At 73.7% G+C, this 15670-nt stretch carries 12 protein-coding genes; 6 read left to right on the top strand and 6 right to left on the bottom strand.

The features are described 5' to 3' along the window. Window positions 1-105: 105 nt before the first annotated feature. From G5B56_RS14170 to G5B56_RS14180, 3 genes are all read left to right on the top strand, one after another. The gene (locus G5B56_RS14170) at window positions 106-1440 is read left to right on the top strand and encodes a serine hydrolase (RefSeq protein WP_164963617.1); all 1335 of its coding nucleotides are present in this window, start codon (window positions 106-108) and stop codon (window positions 1438-1440) included. Window positions 1441-1549: 109 nt separating this feature from the next. Further along, window positions 1550-2302: a hypothetical protein gene (locus tag G5B56_RS14175; RefSeq protein ID WP_164963618.1), complete on the top strand. Its 753-nt coding sequence runs from the start codon at window positions 1550-1552 to the stop codon at window positions 2300-2302. Window positions 2303-2477: 175 nt separating this feature from the next. After that, window positions 2478-3500, top strand: a complete 1023-nt coding sequence (locus G5B56_RS14180; protein WP_009857582.1) for an SGNH/GDSL hydrolase family protein — start codon at window positions 2478-2480, stop codon at window positions 3498-3500. 191 nt (window positions 3501-3691) lie between these two features. Here the strand turns inward: G5B56_RS14180 and G5B56_RS14185 are convergent, their stop codons facing one another. From G5B56_RS14185 to G5B56_RS14195, 3 genes are read right to left on the bottom strand one after another with little or no spacing between them, the layout of a single operon-like run. After that, a complete protein-coding gene (locus G5B56_RS14185) occupies window positions 3692-5086 on the bottom strand; it encodes an efflux transporter outer membrane subunit (RefSeq protein WP_009857581.1) in 1395 nt (464 codons plus the stop codon). Between the two features lie 2 nt (window positions 5087-5088). Continuing rightward, on the bottom strand, window positions 5089-8220 hold the full coding sequence (locus G5B56_RS14190) for a multidrug efflux RND transporter permease subunit (RefSeq protein ID WP_164963619.1): 3132 nt from the start codon (window positions 8218-8220) through the stop codon (window positions 5089-5091). A 13-nt stretch (window positions 8221-8233) separates the two neighbouring features. After that, window positions 8234-9352, bottom strand: coding sequence for an efflux RND transporter periplasmic adaptor subunit (locus G5B56_RS14195; protein WP_164963620.1), 1119 nt, complete (start codon window positions 9350-9352; stop codon window positions 8234-8236). Between the two features lie 123 nt (window positions 9353-9475). Here G5B56_RS14195 and G5B56_RS14200 point away from each other — a divergent pair, with 123 nt between their 5' ends. Continuing rightward, on the top strand, window positions 9476-10198 hold the full coding sequence (locus tag G5B56_RS14200) for a response regulator (RefSeq protein WP_164963621.1): 723 nt from the start codon (window positions 9476-9478) through the stop codon (window positions 10196-10198). After that, on the top strand, window positions 10195-11274 hold the full coding sequence (locus G5B56_RS14205; protein ID WP_164963622.1) for a HAMP domain-containing sensor histidine kinase: 1080 nt from the start codon (window positions 10195-10197) through the stop codon (window positions 11272-11274). The genes G5B56_RS14200 and G5B56_RS14205 overlap by 4 nt, the downstream gene beginning before the upstream one ends. Window positions 11275-11439: 165 nt before the next feature. On the opposite strand, the gene G5B56_RS14210 is transcribed toward G5B56_RS14205, so the two are convergent. Then, on the bottom strand, window positions 11440-11802 hold the full coding sequence (locus tag G5B56_RS14210; RefSeq protein WP_164963623.1) for a hypothetical protein: 363 nt from the start codon (window positions 11800-11802) through the stop codon (window positions 11440-11442). A 227-nt stretch (window positions 11803-12029) separates the two neighbouring features. Between G5B56_RS14210 and G5B56_RS14215 the strand changes: the two genes are divergently transcribed. Further along, the gene (locus G5B56_RS14215; RefSeq protein ID WP_164963624.1) at window positions 12030-13346 is read left to right on the top strand and encodes a DUF1015 domain-containing protein; all 1317 of its coding nucleotides are present in this window, start codon (window positions 12030-12032) and stop codon (window positions 13344-13346) included. Window positions 13347-13357: 11 nt separating this feature from the next. Here the strand turns inward: G5B56_RS14215 and cobF are convergent, their stop codons facing one another. Further along, entirely contained in the window at window positions 13358-14107 is a 750-nt protein-coding gene (cobF, locus tag G5B56_RS14220) for a precorrin-6A synthase (deacetylating) (protein WP_009857572.1), read from the bottom strand. A gap of 64 nt (window positions 14108-14171) precedes the next feature. After that, window positions 14172-15596: a short-chain fatty acyl-CoA regulator family protein gene (locus G5B56_RS14225; protein WP_164963625.1), complete on the bottom strand. Its 1425-nt coding sequence runs from the start codon at window positions 15594-15596 to the stop codon at window positions 14172-14174. Between the last annotated feature and the right edge of the window lie 74 nt (window positions 15597-15670).

A 15670-nucleotide genomic window follows, 5' to 3' on the forward strand; every position in this document is an offset into this window, starting at 1 on the left:
CGACCCGCCGATGACGGGGGCAGACAGCCCCGTCCGCGCTCGGCGTAACGCTCCGTTGCAGCGGTTTGTCTTAGGCTGGCGCCGACACAAACCACAGGAGTGGCCATGAGTGCTCTCGCTTGCCGTCTGCTGGCCCTGGCATTGGGACTGGCGCTGTGTTCCGCGCGGGCCGCCCCCGAGCCGGCCGGCGTGGCGTCGGGCTTCCCGGACGCCCAGGCCAGCGACCCGGCCCGGCTGGGCTGGATGGTCGGTGCGCCGCCGCCGCCGGACCGCATCATCCGCTTCGAGGACGGCTCGTACTGGCGCTTCCCGGCGCTGCGCTGGACGGCGTCGAACTTCCGCCAGCTGATGCCCACGGTGGCGGTCTCGCGCGGGCTCGGGCCGGCGGCGCCGCTGCCGGTGGCGCTGCGCGAGGACCTCGACGGCGTGCGCTTCACGCCGCTGGGCACGGACCGCAGCATGACCTGGCGCCAGGCGCTGGACGCCAACTACACCGACGGCATCGTCGTGCTGCATCGCGGCCGCATCGTCTACGAGCGTTATTTCGGCGTTCTCGAGCCCGATGGCCAGCACGGCCTGATGTCGGTCACCAAGACCTTCGTCGGCACGCTGGCGGCGATGCTCGTCGCGGACGGCACGCTGGACCCCGCCCGGCGGGTGGACCACTACGTGCCGGAGCTGGCGGCCTCGGCTTTCGGCAGTGCCACGCTGCGCCAGCTGATGGACATGACCACCGGCGTCAAGTTCAGCGAGGACTACGCCGACCCGAACGCCGACGTGTGGGCCCATGGCGCGGCCGGCAATCCGCTGCCCAAGCCCCAGGACTACAGCGGCCCGCGCAGCTACTACGAGTACCTGCAGACCGTGAAGCCGCAGGGCGTGCATGGCGAGGCGTTCCACTACCGCACCGTCAACACCGACGCGCTGGGCTGGGTTCTGGCGCGCGTGACGGGGCGCTCGGTCGCCCAGCTGCTGTCCGAGCGCATCTGGCGCCCGCTGGGCGCCGAGCAGGACGGCTACATGTCGGTCGACTCGACCGGCACCCCGTTTGCCGGCGGCGGCCTGAACACGGGGCTGCGCGACCTGGCGCGCTTCGGCGAGATGATGCGCAACGACGGCCGCTTCAACGGGCGCCAGATCGTGCCGGCGGCGGCGGTGGCCGACATCCGCCGCGGCGGCCGCCAGGCCGACTTCGCCAAGGCCGGCTACGCGCTGCTGCCGGGCTGGAGCTACCGCAGCATGTGGTGGATCACGCACAACGAACACGGCGCCTTCGCGGCGCGCGGCGTGCACGGGCAGGCGCTGTACATCGACCCGAGGGCCGAGATGGTGATCGCGCGTTTTGCCTCGCACCCGGTGGCGGGCAACCACGCCAACGACCCGACGTCGCTGCCCGCCTACCACGCGCTGGCCCGCCATCTGATGCAGGCCGGCCGCTGAGGCGCCGGCCCGCCGGCCGGGGCTGAAGCCGCCGGCGTCCGTGCACCACGCGGCACCCCGCGCCCGCCGCCGGCGCGGGGGGATCGGCACCCGGCCTATGCTGCCCGGCATGCAAGCCACCACGATGCTGTTGCTGGCCGGCGGGCTGTCCTCCGGCACCGCCGCCGCGGCCGGCGAGCCGCCGCGCCTGGTCTACCGTGCCGGCGGCCCCGAGGCGCCCGCGGCCGAGAGCTTCGAGGTCCGGCCCGAGCGCGTGGACTGGCGCGACGACGCCGGCCGCCTCGTCGCACGCTACGACCGCGGCAGCGGCGTGCTGAGCCTGGCCGATCCCGACACCGGCACGCCGCTGGTCATGAACGACGAGACCCTGGACACGCTGGCGGCCCGCCAGGCCGAGGCGGCGCGTTCGCTGCAGCAGCTGGTCGAGGCCTTGCCGCGCGACGAGCAGCCGCGGGCGCGCCTGCGCCTGGCCGAGCTGCTGCGTCCGCGCGGGCCCTGGGCCGCCGTCGAAGCCGTGACGGCGGCCGACGCACGGCCCGCGCTCGGCCGCGCGGACGTGGTCGCGGGGCTGCGCTGCCAGTGGATCGGGCTGGAGGCCGGTGGCCGGCAGGTCGGCCGGGCCTGCGTCGTGCCGCCCGGCCGGGTGCCCGGCGGCGACGCGGTGCTGCAGGCCCTGCAGGCCGGCGCCGCGGTGCTGGACGCCCTGCGCGCCCGCACGCCGGCCGGCGCGCCGCTGGGCTGGCCGTCGCATCCGCTGGTGGCCGCCGCGCGCGGCGGCCTGCTGCCCGTGCAGGTGGTGCAGGCGCTGCCGGGCGAGCCGCGCCGGGTGCTGGAGCTGGCCGCCCCCGCCGCCCGGCCCTGAGCGTCGGCGCACGCCGGCTCATCACGCGCACCGCGGCGCCGTCAACCCCGGTCATCCCGGCCGCTCAGCCGGGGGTCTGCCGGCGTCGGCGCCGGCCGCGTCACCCCTAGGATGAAAGCTGCCGTCGCCGTCAGCGGCGGCACCCGGACCGACACAACGAACAACGGAGACGGACATGGGCATCAGGCAGACGATGGGGCGCTGGACACGCGGGCTCGCCGCGGCCGTGGCGCTGGGCATGGCGGGCGCCGCGGGGGCGGCGCCGACGTTCAGCAGCATGGTCGTGTTCGGCGACAGCCTGTCCGACACCGGCAACGTGCGCAACGTGCTGGGCTCCAGCAACATCATCGCGGTGCCGGCCGGGTACGGCGCCAACGGGCGCTTCTCCAACGGCAATGTCTGGCACGAGTACATGGCCCCGGCGATCGGCGTGCCGGTGGCCACCGCGTCGCGTGTCTCGGGCGCGTCCAACACCAACTTCGCCTATGGCGGCGCGCTGATCGACGACGCCGGGCTGCCGTCGGCCGGCCTGCTGACCCAGTACGCCCAGTACAACGCGCGCCAGCCGGGCGGTGCGGATGCCGACGCGCTGTACGTGCTCTGGGGCGGCGGCAACGACATCCGCGACCTCGTCGGCAACCCCGACCCGCTGGCCGGCATCGCCGCCAGCCTCGGCAACCTGCAGGGCATGCTGACCGGGCTGATCGGGCGGGGGGCGTCCACCTTCCTGATCCCCAACCTGCCCGACCTGGGCAAGATCCCCGAGAACCGGGGCAGCGCCCGCGAAGCCTCGGCGTCGGCGGCCACGGTGGCCTGGAACGACGCGCTGCACGCGATGCTGCTGGGCCTGTCGGGCCAGGCGTCGATCTACTACTTCGACGTCTACTCGACCTTCAACGACCTGCTGGACGACCCCGCGTCCTACGGCTTCACCGACACGACGGGCACCTGCCGCCGGGTGACGCTGCTGATCTTCGAGAGCGCCTGTGCTGCGGCGGCGACGACGGTGTTCTGGGACAGCATCCACCCGACGACGGCAGCCCACCGCGTGCTGGGGCTGGCGGCGGCAGACCTGCTGCTCAACGGCCGCCCGCTGGCCCTGGCGGCGGCCGAGGTGCCCGAGCCGGCGACGCTGCTGCTCGTGCTGCTGGCGCTGGCCGTGGTGCTGTCGCTGCAGGCTCGGCGCCGACGGGCCTGAAGGCGGCTGCGCCGGCGGGAGGTCAGGGCCGACGGCGGCCCCGGGTCGGCCTCCGCGCTGGTGTCGGAGGCGTCGGCAGGCCCTTGGCGCTGTCTGGCCGCCGCGGTCGGTGCCGCAGACCGGGGCCGTCGGAAGCGGCGACCAACAGATGCTGCTGACTGGGCGGACCAGCTCGCCGCGCGGCGACGGGGTCAGTCGTTGAGCGACTCACGCCCACGGCCTGCCGGCGCCTCGCCGCCCAAGGCCAGGAACAGCGCCACGGCGTTGCCCAGCTCGGCGCGGCGCAGTTCCAGCAGCGCGAGCTGCGCCGCGTGCTGCTGGCGCCGCGCGTCCAGCAGCTCCAGCCGCCCCTCCAGGCCGGCGCGGTAACGCAGCTCGGTCAGCTCGACGCGGCGCGCGGCGCTGGCGACGGCGCGCGACTGGGCCTCGATCTGCGGCCCCAGCGTGGCGGCCGCAGCCAGCGCGTCGGCGACTTCGCGGAACGCGGTCTGGATGCTGCGTTCGTAGCTCGCCAGCGCCTCGCTGCGGCGCAGCTCGGCCAGCCGCAGCTCTTGCCGCCGCCGGCCGCCGTCGAGCAGCGGCAGGCTGGCCTGCGGCGCGAGCCGCCAGACACGGCGGCCGTCGCCGAACAGCGCGTCCAGCGACGGGCTGGCGACACCCAGCGCCGCGGTCAGCGTGATCTGCGGGAAGAAAGCCGCGCGGGCGGCGCCGACCTCGGCCTGGGACGCGGCCAGCAGTTGTTCTGCCTGCTGCAGGTCGGGCCGGCGCAGCAGGCGCTGCGACGGCAGGCCCGCCGGGGCCTGCACGGCCACGGGCGGTGCGTCCAGTGCCAGCGGCGGCGGCAGCTCGCCGGGCAGCGCCGTGCCGACCAGCAGCCGCAGCGCGTTGCCGGCCTGCTCCAGCGCCCGGCGGCGGGCCTGCAGCTCGGCTTCGGCCGAGGCCAGCTCGCCTTCGGCCTGCACCAGGTCCAGCGCGCTGCTCTGGCCGGCCTCGCGCTGCATTCGCAGCAGCGCCAGCGTCTGCCGCCAGTCCTCGTGTGTGCGCTCGGCCAGGTCCCGCTGGGCCAGCGCCAGGCGCTGGGCGAACCAGGCGTCGGCCACGGCGCCGTCCAGCGCCAGCTCGGCCGCGCGCCGGCCGTGTTCGCTGGCGAGGTAACGCGCCAGCGCGGCGTCGGACAGGGCTTTCACGCGGCCGAAGAAGTCGAGTTCGAAGGCGCTGAGGCCCAGGCCGAGGCTGGCCTGCTGCGAGCGTGTGCTGGCGCTGTCGCCGCCGCTGGCCAGCGCACGTTCGCGCTGCGCCCCGGCTTCCAGCGCGACGGCCGGCAGGCGCGCCGCACGTTCGATGCCGTATTGCGCTCGTGCGATCTCGACGTTCAGCGCCGCCAGCCGCAGGTCGCGGTTGTGTTCGTGCGCGGCGGCCGTCAGGCGCTGCAGCGCCGGGTCGGCGAAGACGCCGCGCCATTCGGATTCGGTCTCGGCCGCCAGCGGAAAGGCCGCGGGCAGGCCGGCGTCGGGTGCCGGCATCGGCGTCGGCGCGCCGGCACAGGCGGCCAGCAGCGGCAGCAGGGCGAAAAACGCGGTTCGCATCGTCAGGCCTCCCGCTGCTGCGGCTGCCCGGCCTGGCGGCCACGCCAGCGCTGCCAGCGTTCGGTGGCACCGACTATCAGGACGAAGAACACCGGCACGAAGAACACCGCCAGCAGCGTGGCGCTGAGCATGCCGCCGAAGACGCCGGTGCCGATGGCGTGCTGTGTCGCGGCGCTGGCGCCGCTGGCCAGCATCAGCGGCAGCACGCCCAGCGTGAAGGCCAGCGAGGTCATCAGGATCGGCCTCAGCCGCAGCCGCGCCGCCTGCAGCGCCGCGTCGGCCAGGCCGTGGCCCTGGGCGTGCAGCTGGCGCGCGAACTCGCAGATCAGGATCGCGTTCTTCGCCGACAGCCCGATGATGGTGATCATCCCGACCTTGAAGAACACGTCGTCGGGCAGGCCGCGCAGCACCACCGCTGCGACCGCGCCGACCAGCCCCAGCGGCACGACCAGCATCACCGACAGCGGCAGCGACCAGCTCTCGTACAAGGCCGCCAGCACGAGGAAGACGACCAGCGCCGACAGCAGCATCAGCATTGGCGCCTGCGATGCCGACTGGCGCTCCTGCAGCGACTGCCCGGTCCACGCGACCGTGTAGCCCGGCGGCAGTTGCGCCGCCAGGCGTTCCATCTCGGCCATCGCCTTGCCGCTGGACACGCCCGGCGCCGGGCTGCCGGCGATGCGCGTCGCCGGCAGCCCCTGGAAACGCTGCATCTGCAGCGGCGCTTCGCTCCACACCGGTGTCACCAGCTCGCGCAGCGGCACCATGCCGCCGGCGGTGTTGCGCACCTGCAGCCGCAGCACGTCGTCGAGCTGCATGCGCGCCGACGCATCGGCCTGCACGATGACCTGCTGCATGCGGCCGTCGTGCGGGAAGTCGTTGACGTAGAGCGAGCCCATCGCCGCCGACAGCGTCTGGCTGATGGCGTCGAAGGACACGCCCAGCGCCTCGCCCTTGCGGCGGTCGATGTCCAGCCGCAGGCTGCTGCCGGCGGGCAGGCCGTCGGCGTAGACCTCGCGCAGCAGCGGGCTCTTCGCGGCCAGCGCCAGCAGCTGCGCCTCGGCGGCCTTCAGCGCCGCCTGGCCCTGCTGGGCTCGGTCCTGCAGCACCAGCGTGAAACCCGAGGAGGTGCCGAGTTCGTCGATTGCCGGCGGCATCAGGCTGATCACCTGGCCTTCGGTCGTGTCCTGCAGCGCTTCCATCACCCGCCAGACCTCCTCGGTCGCGGTGGCGCCGTCGCGCTGGTCCCAGTCCTTCAGCGTCGTGAAGGCCATCGCCGCGTTCGGCCCCGAGCCCGAGAAGCTGAAGCCCTGCACGACGAGGTTGGAGGCGATCGCCGGGCGCGTCGCGACGTGGGCCTCGAAGGCCTTGACGAGGTCCAGCGTGCGTTCGGCGGTGGCGTCGGCAGGCAGCTGGATCGAGGTCATGAAGTAGCCCTGGTCTTCCTCGGGCAGGAAGGACGAGGGCAGCTCGCGCCAGGCCAGCACCAGCAGCAGACACAGCGCCGCGAACATCGCCATCACGCGGCCGCCGCGCGACAGCAGCGCGGCGACGCCGCGGCCGTAGCGCCCGGTCAGGCGCTCGAAGCCGCGGTTGAAGGCGGCGAAGAAACGCGAGCGGGGGTGCGCCGCCGACACCGGCTGCAGCAGCGTGGCGCACAGCGCCGGCGTCAGGCTCAGCGCCAGGAAGGCCGACAGCCCGATTGACAGCGCCATCGACAGGCTGAACTGGCGGTAGATGACGCCCACCGAGCCGCTGGCGAACGCCATCGGGATGAACACCGCCGTCAGCACCAGCGTGATCGCGACCACCGCGCCGGTGATCTCCTGCATCGCCTTGGCCGTCGCGGCCTTCGGCGACAGGCCTTCGCTGGCCATCAGGCGCTCGACGTTCTCGACGACGACGATGGCGTCGTCGACGATGATGCCGATGGCCAGCACCATGCCGAACATCGTCAGCACGTTGATCGAGAAGCCGAGCGCCAGCATCGCCGCGAAGGTGCCCAGCAGCGCGATCGGCGCGACGATCGCCGGGATCAGCGTGCAGCGCAGGTTCTGCAGAAAGACGTACATCACGAGGAAGACCAGCACCATGGCCTCGGCCAGCGTGTAGAGCACCTTCTCGATGGAGATCTTCACGAACGGCGCGGTGTTGAACGACACCGTGTGGCGCATGCCGGCCGGCAGCGTCGGCGCCAGCTCGGTCAATCGGTCCTGCACCGCCTGCGCGGCACGCACCGCGTTCGCGCCCGGCGACAGCTGCAGCGCGGCGCTGGTGGCCGGCAGGCCGTTCTCGCGGTTGGAGAAGGCGTAGGACTGCGCGCCCAGCTCGACCCGCGCGACGTCGCCGAGCACGACCTTGGAGCCGTCGCGGCCGGCACGCAGCACGATGGCCGCGAACTCTTCCGGTGATGACAGCTGCCCCTGCACCGTCAGCGGCACGCTGACGCGCTGCCCGGGCAGCGCCGGCTCGTCGCCCAGGCGCCCGGGCGCGATCTGTGCGTTCTGGCGTTCGATGGCCTGCGCCACGTCCCCCATCGTCAGGCCGTGGGCGGCCAGGCGCTCGGGCAGCACCCAGACGCGCAGCGCCTGCTCGGCGCCGAAGAGCTGCACGCGGCCGATGCCGTCGATGCGGCGCAGCTCCTCGACGAGGTGGCGCGCCATGTAGTCGTCGAGCGCCAGCGCGTCGTGGCGGCCGTCGTCGGACACCAGGCCCACCAGCATCAGGAAGCCCGAGCTGGCCGACTCCACCTGCAGCCCGTTCTGGCGCACCGCCTGCGGCAGCCGCGGCTCGACGGCCTTGATGCGGTTCTGCACGTCGACCTGGGCCAGTTCGGGATCGGTGCCGGGCTGGAAGGTGACCGTGATCTGCGCCGTGCCGGACGAGTCGACCGAGGACTCGAAGTACAGCAGCTTGCGCACGCCCGAGAGCTCACGCTCGATCGGCGCGACGACCGAGTCGGCCAAGGTCTGCGGCGTCGCGCCGGGATAGCTGGCGTACAGCGACACCGAAGGCGGCGCCACCGACGGATAACGCGCGATCGGCAGCTGCGGGATCGCGATCAGCCCGAAGAGCACGATGAACAGCGCGATGACCCAGGCGAACACCGGGCGCTGGATGAAGAACTGCGGCATGCGGTGCTCCGGCTCAGCGCCGCACGGCGACAGCGGTTTGGGACTCGGTCCAGGGCCGCGCCGCCACCACCGCGCCTTCGTGCAGGCGTTCACCGCCCGCGACGACGATCTTCTGACCGGCCTGCAGCCCGGCGGCGACACGGTATCGACGCTGCACCAGTTCGCCGAGTTCGACCGGCACCGCGTGCGCGCGCTGCTGCGCGTCGACGACCCACACCTGCGCCTGGCCGCCGACGCGGAACACCGCGTGCTGCGGCAGCGTCAGCGCCGCGTCGTAGTGCGCCCGCGTCAGGCGCGCCTGGACGAACTGCCCCGGCAGCAGCTGGCGCTGCGGGTTGGCGACGGCCACCCGCAGCAGCCGCTCGCCGGTGCCGATGTCGACGTCGATGCCCGACATCAGCACCCGCCCGGACAGGCCGTTCGGCGCTCCGCGTGCATCGAGGATCTGCACCTCGGCCGCTGCCGGCAATGCGGCGGCAGCCGAGGTGGCCGGCTGCCGCAGGTCGACGTAGACGCGGTCGATCTGCTGCACACGCGCCATCGGCGCCGTGTCGCCGGCCGACACCAGCGCACCTTCGCTGACCAGGGCCTGGTCGATGCGCCCGGCGATCGGCGCCGTGACGGTGGTGAACTGCAGGTCCAGCCGGCGGCGTGCGAGCGTTGCACGCGCCAGCGCGACCTCGGCCGCGGCCTGCTCGCGGGCGCTCACGACGTCGTCGTACGCCTGGCGGCTGACGGCCTCGGCCGCCACCAGCGGTGCCAGGCGCTGCTCCTGCAGCTGCGCCCGCGCCAGCGCCGCCTCGGCGCGCTGCAGCGACGCCGCGGCCATCTCGAGTTCGGCCTGGAAGGGCCGCGGGTCGATCTGGAACAGCGGCTTGCCGGCCTCGACTTCGGCCCCCTGCTCGAACAGCCGCTGCTGCACGATGCCGCCGACCTGCGCGCGGATCTCGGCGCTGCGCCAGGCGGCCACACGGCCCTGCAGGTCCTCCGTCACCGCCAGATCGGCCGGCGCCAGCGTCTGCACCGTCACCCGCGGCGCGGCCGCCGGGCCCGTCTCGTCGTCGGCCGGCGCACAGCCCGCCACCACCACCGCGGCCACCAGCGCCGCCCGCCGAGTCCAGTTGTCGTTCATGTCCACATCCAGAGCGCGCGCCGAGGAAGGCTCGGCGCGTCGAGGCGTGGCAGTGTCGTGACGTCAGGCTGACGGACGATCGAGGTTTTGTGGAGATACGATGGAGCGCCACGAGGAGTAACGATGCCCATCCCCGCCGCCGAGCCGCTGAACGCGCTCGTCCTGATCGCCGAGGACGAGGGCGAGATCGCCGAGATCCTCGCCGCCTACCTGGGCCGCAGCGGCCTGCGCACGGTGCATGCCCGCGACGGGCGCGAGGCGCTGGCGATGCACCTGTCGCTGAAGCCCGACCTGGTGCTGCTGGACGTGCTGATGCCGCGGCTGGACGGCTGGAAGGTGCTCAGCGAGATCCGCCACCGCGGCCAGACGCCGGTGATCATGCTGACGGCGATGGACCAGGACATCGACAAGCTGACCGGGCTGCGCGTCGGCGCCGACGACTACGTCGTCAAGCCCTTCAACCCGGCCGAGGTCGTGGCGCGGGTGCAGGTCGTGCTGCGGCGCAGCCGCTTCGGGCGTGCCGCCGCAGCCCAGCCGGTGCTGCGCGCCGGCGCCTTCGAGATCGACCGCGAGAACCACGAGGCGACGGTGCTCGTCGACGGCGAGCGCCGGCCGCTGAACCTGACGGCCACCGAGTTCCGCCTGCTCGCCTGCCTGGCGCAGGCGCCGCGGCGCGTGCACTCGCGCGAGGAGCTGCTGGGCAGCTGCCTGCCCGAAGGCGACGCCCAGGAACGCACCGTCGACAGCCACTTGAGCAAGCTGCGGCGCAAGCTCGAAGCCTGCGGCCTGACGGGATCGCCGCAGAGCATCCGCGGCGTCGGCTACCGGCTGTCGAGCGGCGAATGAGCAGCGACGCGCGCTCGGGGCTCAAGCGCCAGATCGTGCTGGCGATGGCCGCGCTGGCGCTGGCCGTCATCCTGCTGTCGGTGCTGGGCTCGTACGCGTTCTACGCGTTCTTCATGACCTACTCGCCGTCCAGCATCTCCGACAGCTGGCTGCCCAACGACGTCGAGATCGCCTGGATGCTGGCAACGACGGCAGCGGCGCTGGCGATCGCGATCCTGGCGGCGACGCGGCTGTCGCGCCGCATCCTGCGGCCGCTGAACTCGGTGGCCGAGAGCCTGCGCGAGGTCGCCGAAGGCAATCTGCAGGCACGCGCCGCCAGCGACGACCCGTCGCTGGGCGAGGCCTCGCGCCTGGTCGGCGACTTCAACACGATGGCCGAGCGGCTGCAGACCATGGCCGAGGAGCGACGCTTCTGGAGCGCCGCCATCGCGCACGAGCTGCGCACGCCGGTGACGGTGCTGCGCGGGCGGATGCAGGGGCTGACCGAAGGCGTGTTCACGCCGGAGCCGCAGCTCTTCGAGAGCCTGCTGCGCCAGGTCGAGGGCCTGAACCGGCTGATCGAGGACCTGCGTGTGCTGAGCCTCACCGACAGCGGCCACCTCGACCTGCAGCGCACGCCGGCCGACCTGGGCGCGGAGATCGCGGCCGTCGTGCATGCCGTCGACGCGCGGCTGGCGGCGCGCGGTTTCACGCTCGCGCTCGATCTGGAGCTGCCGACCGCCGTCGACTGCGACCCGGTGCGCATCCGCCAGGCGCTGATGGCGCTGCTGGAGAACACGCTGATGCACGCCGACCCCGGCCCGCTGCGCGTGCAGGCGCGCCTGCACGAAGGCTGGGCGACGCTGGCGGTCGAAGACGGCGGCCCCGGCATCCCGCCCGAGCTGGACGGCCAGCTCTTCGAGGCCTTCCGCCGCGGCGAGCCGTCGCGCTCGCGCCGCAGCGGCGGCAGCGGGCTGGGGCTGGCGATCGTCAAGGCGATCGCCGAGGCGCACGGTGGGCGTGTGGGCAGCCAAGCGCTGCCGAGCGGCGGCAGCTCGGTATGGCTGAGTTGGCCCGTGTCGGCGCGAGCTGCGTAGGCGAAGGCGGGGCGCCTGAGGATCGCATCCAACCGATGCGCAGAGCCGCCTCGGGAGGCCGGCACTGGGTTGACCGCCGCCGCACACGGTGAGTGACTGCTCTGGGTCGAAAGGCGGCGCTCGACAAGCGCCATGCGACCGATCGCTTGCCAACCGCCCGGACTCTCAGCCGCGCGCCTGTCGCGCCGCGGCCAGTTCGTCCTCGAAGTCGCAGCTGGCCATGCTGCGCAGGCCGTGCGCATCCAGACGGTTCAGCAGCCCGGCCAGCGCCGCGATGAAGGCCGGCAGAGCCATGTCCGCGTCCATCGGCTCGATCTCGAGGTAGACCGGCCAGTGCAGGAAGTCGTCGTCGGCGTCGCTGGCCTCCCAGCCGGGCTGGCCGTTGTCGAAGACCTCGACCCTCAACCCGGCCACCTGCGCGCCGCGCCGCTCGAACAGCTGGCCGGTGGCGGCGCTGATCGCGGCCTTCGCAGCGGCACTGTCGGCGGCACCGGCCAGGTAGACCTTGCAGTAGAGCTCGTCAGACATTGGCGGGCGTGATCGGGTGCCGGCAGGCAGGGCTGCCCCGGCCTCCTCGGAGGCTTCTTCGCTCGAGACAGCCGGGCGGCTCACCCATCCGTGCCCCATAAAAGCTCCCTCCACCCCGAAGCCGACGCATCGAAGCCCTCGCCGTTGGCCAGCCCACGCAGCACCATCAGCGCAGGATAGCCGTGGCACGGGCCAGCGCCGGCCCGCCCCTGCGGCATCATCCCCTCATGCCCGTCCCCAGTTTCCGCCCCCCGCAGCTGCTGCTCCCGCGCGCCGATCTCGATCTGCAGCGCTGGAGCGTCATCGCCTGCGACCAGTACACCAGCGACCCCGGCTACTGGCAGCAGGTCGAGCAGGCCGTCGGCGACGCGCCGTCGGCGCTGCGGCTGATCTACCCCGAGGTCTTTCTCGCCAGCGCCGACAAGCGCGAGCGCATCGCCGGCATCCAGGCGGCGATGCGGCGTTACGCCGCCAGCGGCCTGCTGCGCCCGCACGCCGGCACGGTGCTGGTCGAGCGCACGCTGGCCGACGGCCGCGTGCGCCGCGGGCTGATGCTGGAGCTGGACCTGGAGCAGTACGACTACACACCGGGCTCGGCCAGCGCGATCCGGCCGACCGAAGGCACGATCGTCGAGCGCATCGCGCCGCGGCTGGAGGTGCGCCGCGACGCCGAGCTGGAGCTGCCGCACATCCTCGTGCTGATCGACGACCCGGCGCGCACCGTCATCGAGCCGCTGGCCGCCGAGCGCGACCGCCTGGCGCCGCTGTACGACACGGCGCTGATGCTGGGCGGCGGCCGCGTCGCCGGCTTCGCGCCCGACGCGGCGCTGCAGGCGCAGGCCCTGGCCGCGCTGCAGGCGCTGGGCGACGCCGACGCCTTCGCTGCGCGCCACGGCCTGCCGGCGGGCACGGCGCCCATGTTGTTCGCGGTCGGCGACGGCAACCACTCGCTGGCCACCGCCAAGGCCAACTGGGACCGCCTGAAGGCCACCGCCGGCCCCGAGCACCCGGCGCGCTGGGCGCTGGTGGAGGTGGAGAACCTCCACGACCCGGCGATGGAGTTCGCGCCGATCCACCGCCTGCTGATCGGCGTGCGGGCCGAGCTGCGCGCCGCGCTGGCGGCGCACTTCGGTGAGCGCGTGCAGATCGTCGAGCAGCCCGACGCCACGGCGATGCGCGCCGCGCTCGCCGCCCAGCCGCGCTCGTTGCACGCCGCCGGCCTGCTGCAGCCGGGCGGGCGCCACGCGCTGGTCGTCGTGCACGGCGCGCCGGCGGCGCAGCTCGACGTCGCCAGCTTCCAGGGTTTCGTCGACACGCTGCTGGCGCAGGGCGGGGCGCAGGAGGTCGACTACGTGCACGGCGACGACGCGCTGGCGCGGCTGGCCGCCCAGGACGGCCACGCCGGCCTGCACCTGGCGACGCTGGGCAAGAGCGAGCTGATCGCGCGTGTGGCGCAGCACGGGCCGCTGCCGCGCAAGAGCTTCTCGATGGGCGAGGCCGACGAGAAGCGCTTCTATCTCGAGGCGCGCCGCATCCGGCCGTAGCGCCCCGGCGTTCAGCCGGCGCGCCGCCTGAGCAGGTAGATGTCCATGATCCAGCCGTGGCGCGCACGCGCTTCGGCGCGTGCGGCCAGGATCTTCGGCGCCGCCTCGGCCAGCGGCCCGGCGACGGTGATCTGCTCGGGCATGCCGACGTAGGCGCCCCACCAGATCTCGACGCCCTGCGGGTCCAGCGCCTCGAAGGCGCCGCCGGCGTCGAGCATCACGACGACGGTGTCCACCCCCGGCGGCCAGCCGTCCTCGCGCAGCCGGCGCCCGGTGGTGACGACGAACGGCGCGCCGATCTCGTTGAGCGGGATCGCGTGCGCCGCGGTCAGCGCGTGCACCGAGGTGATGCCGGGCACCACCGTCACCTGCGGCGGCGGCTGCAGCCGCGCGGCGATGCGCAGCGTGCTGTCGTACAGCGACGGGTCGCCCCAGACCAGCAGCGCGACGCGGCGCGCGCCGGGGTGTGCGGCGATCGTCTGCATCCAGACCTCGGCGATGGCGTCGTGCCAGTCGTCGACGCGGCGGCGGTAGTCGGCGGTGGCCGCATCGCGCACCGGCAGGTCGAACTCGGCGACGACGGTCTTCGCGTCGCGCAGCACCTCGGCGCAGATCGTGCGCCGCAGCTCGGCCAGGTCGGCCTTGTCCTCGCCCTTGCGCGGGATCAGCACCAGGTCGGCCGCGGCCAGCGTGCGCATGGCCTGCAGCGTCAGGTGCTCGGGGTTGCCGGTGCCGATGCCCACCAGCGCCAGTTCGATCATCGTCGTCGGTCCTCGTGTCGCCGGGGGGCGACGGGCGGGCGAGTGTACGGCGGGCGCGCCTGCGTCATGTCGAGGCGTAAGGCTCGCGTGAGCGTGTGTGGGCGTCGATGCGCAGCTCGCGGCCCAGCGCCGGGTAGGCGCGCTGGGCGCAGTCGCGGCGTTCGCAGACCTTGCAGCCCGGGCCGATCGGCACCGCGGCGTCGGCGCGGTCCAGCGCCAGGCCGCGGCCGTAGACCAGCCGGCCGGCGTGGCGCAGGTCGCAGCCCAGCGCGACGGCGAAGCGGCGCCCGGGCCGGCCCCAGCCGCCGTCGTGCTGCGCCACGCAGCGTGCGATCCACAGGTAGCGCCGGCCGTCGGGCATCTGCGCCAGCTGCGTCAGCACCTGGTCGGGCTGGGCGAAAGCCTCGTAGACCTTCCACAGCGGGCAGGTGCCGCCGGTGCGCGAGAAGTGGAAGTCGGTCGCCGACTGGCGCTTGGAGATGTTGCCGGCGCGGTCCACACGCACGAAGAAGAAGGGCACGCCGGGCGCGCCGGGGCGCTGCAGCGTCGACAGCCGGTGGCAGACGGTCTCGAAGCTGACGCCGAAGCGCCGCGCCAGCAGCTCGATGTCGTAGCCCAGCGCCTCGGCGGCGCCGAGGAAGGCGCCGTAAGGCAGCAGCAGCGCGCCGGCGAAGTAGCTCGCCAGGCCGATGCGCGCCAGCGACCGGGCCTCGTCGGAGGGCAGCGCCGGGTCGGCAACCAGCGTGTCGATGGGCGCGGCGGCTTCGAGCTGCGCCAGCTGGACCGCCATCTGGAAGCCGCGCTGCCCGGGCGCCAGGTCCGGATGCAGGCGCAGCGTGCGGCGCACCGGGTCGTAGCGGCGAAGGCCGGCGGCTTCGTCCGGCACGCTCAGGTGCACGGCAATGCCGTGCCGGCGCTCCAGCCGCTGCTGCAGCGCCGGGGCGAGGTCGGCGGCCGACGGCGAGCCCACGCCGAGCCCGGCATGCAGCGCCTCGGCCAGTGCATCGAGCTCGGCGACGTGGTTGTGGCGGGCGTAGAAGAAGTCGCGCACCGCCTCGTGCGGCTGGGCCGGGCCGACCTGGGCCAGCAGCCCGCGGTCGCCGGCCTGCGCGGCCACGGTTTCCAGCCGCAGCCGGGTGTCGTGCGCGTGGCGGTGCAGTTCGATGACGCGGCGCGCCAGCCCCGGCATCTGCCGCGCCAGCGCCTGCAACTCGGCCTGGGCCACCGGCTCGGCGCTGCCGCCGTCGGCCACGGCTTCCTGGAGCTGGGCCACGAGGCGCGCCTCGTCGTCCTCGCTGAACCACTGCGGGTCCACGCCCAGCGTGGCCTGCAGCTTCAGCAGCACCGGCACCGACAGCGGGCGCTGGTCGTGCTCGATCTGGTTCAGGTAGCTCGGCGACAGGCCCAGGCGCTGGGCCAGCGCCGCCTGCGTCAGGCCGCTGCGTTCGCGCAGCGTGCGCAGACGCACGCCCATGAAGGTCTTGCGCATGGTGTCTTCGCTTCGCAATCTTCGCAAACCGACGAAGACGGCTTCGCATTCATTCGCTATTTCAAGCGTTGCCG

This window comes from Rubrivivax sp. JA1026 (assembly GCF_011065555.1).
Lineage (GTDB): Bacteria > Pseudomonadota > Gammaproteobacteria > Burkholderiales > Burkholderiaceae_C > Rubrivivax > Rubrivivax benzoatilyticus.

Coding starts and splice junctions, on each gene's coding strand:
- G5B56_RS14170 (WP_164963617.1), top strand. CDS start 106: ATGAGTGCTCTCGCTTGCCGTCTGCTGGCCCTGGCATTGGGACTGGCG.
- G5B56_RS14175 (WP_164963618.1), top strand. CDS start 1,550: ATGCAAGCCACCACGATGCTGTTGCTGGCCGGCGGGCTGTCCTCCGGC.
- G5B56_RS14180 (WP_009857582.1), top strand. CDS start 2,478: ATGGGCATCAGGCAGACGATGGGGCGCTGGACACGCGGGCTCGCCGCG.
- G5B56_RS14185 (WP_009857581.1), bottom strand. CDS start 5,086: ATGCGAACCGCGTTTTTCGCCCTGCTGCCGCTGCTGGCCGCCTGTGCC.
- G5B56_RS14190 (WP_164963619.1), bottom strand. CDS start 8,220: ATGCCGCAGTTCTTCATCCAGCGCCCGGTGTTCGCCTGGGTCATCGCG.
- G5B56_RS14195 (WP_164963620.1), bottom strand. CDS start 9,352: ATGAACGACAACTGGACTCGGCGGGCGGCGCTGGTGGCCGCGGTGGTG.
- G5B56_RS14200 (WP_164963621.1), top strand. CDS start 9,476: ATGCCCATCCCCGCCGCCGAGCCGCTGAACGCGCTCGTCCTGATCGCC.
- G5B56_RS14205 (WP_164963622.1), top strand. CDS start 10,195: ATGAGCAGCGACGCGCGCTCGGGGCTCAAGCGCCAGATCGTGCTGGCG.
- G5B56_RS14210 (WP_164963623.1), bottom strand. CDS start 11,802: ATGTCTGACGAGCTCTACTGCAAGGTCTACCTGGCCGGTGCCGCCGAC.
- G5B56_RS14215 (WP_164963624.1), top strand. CDS start 12,030: ATGCCCGTCCCCAGTTTCCGCCCCCCGCAGCTGCTGCTCCCGCGCGCC.
- cobF (WP_009857572.1), bottom strand. CDS start 14,107: ATGATCGAACTGGCGCTGGTGGGCATCGGCACCGGCAACCCCGAGCAC.
- G5B56_RS14225 (WP_164963625.1), bottom strand. CDS start 15,596: ATGCGCAAGACCTTCATGGGCGTGCGTCTGCGCACGCTGCGCGAACGC.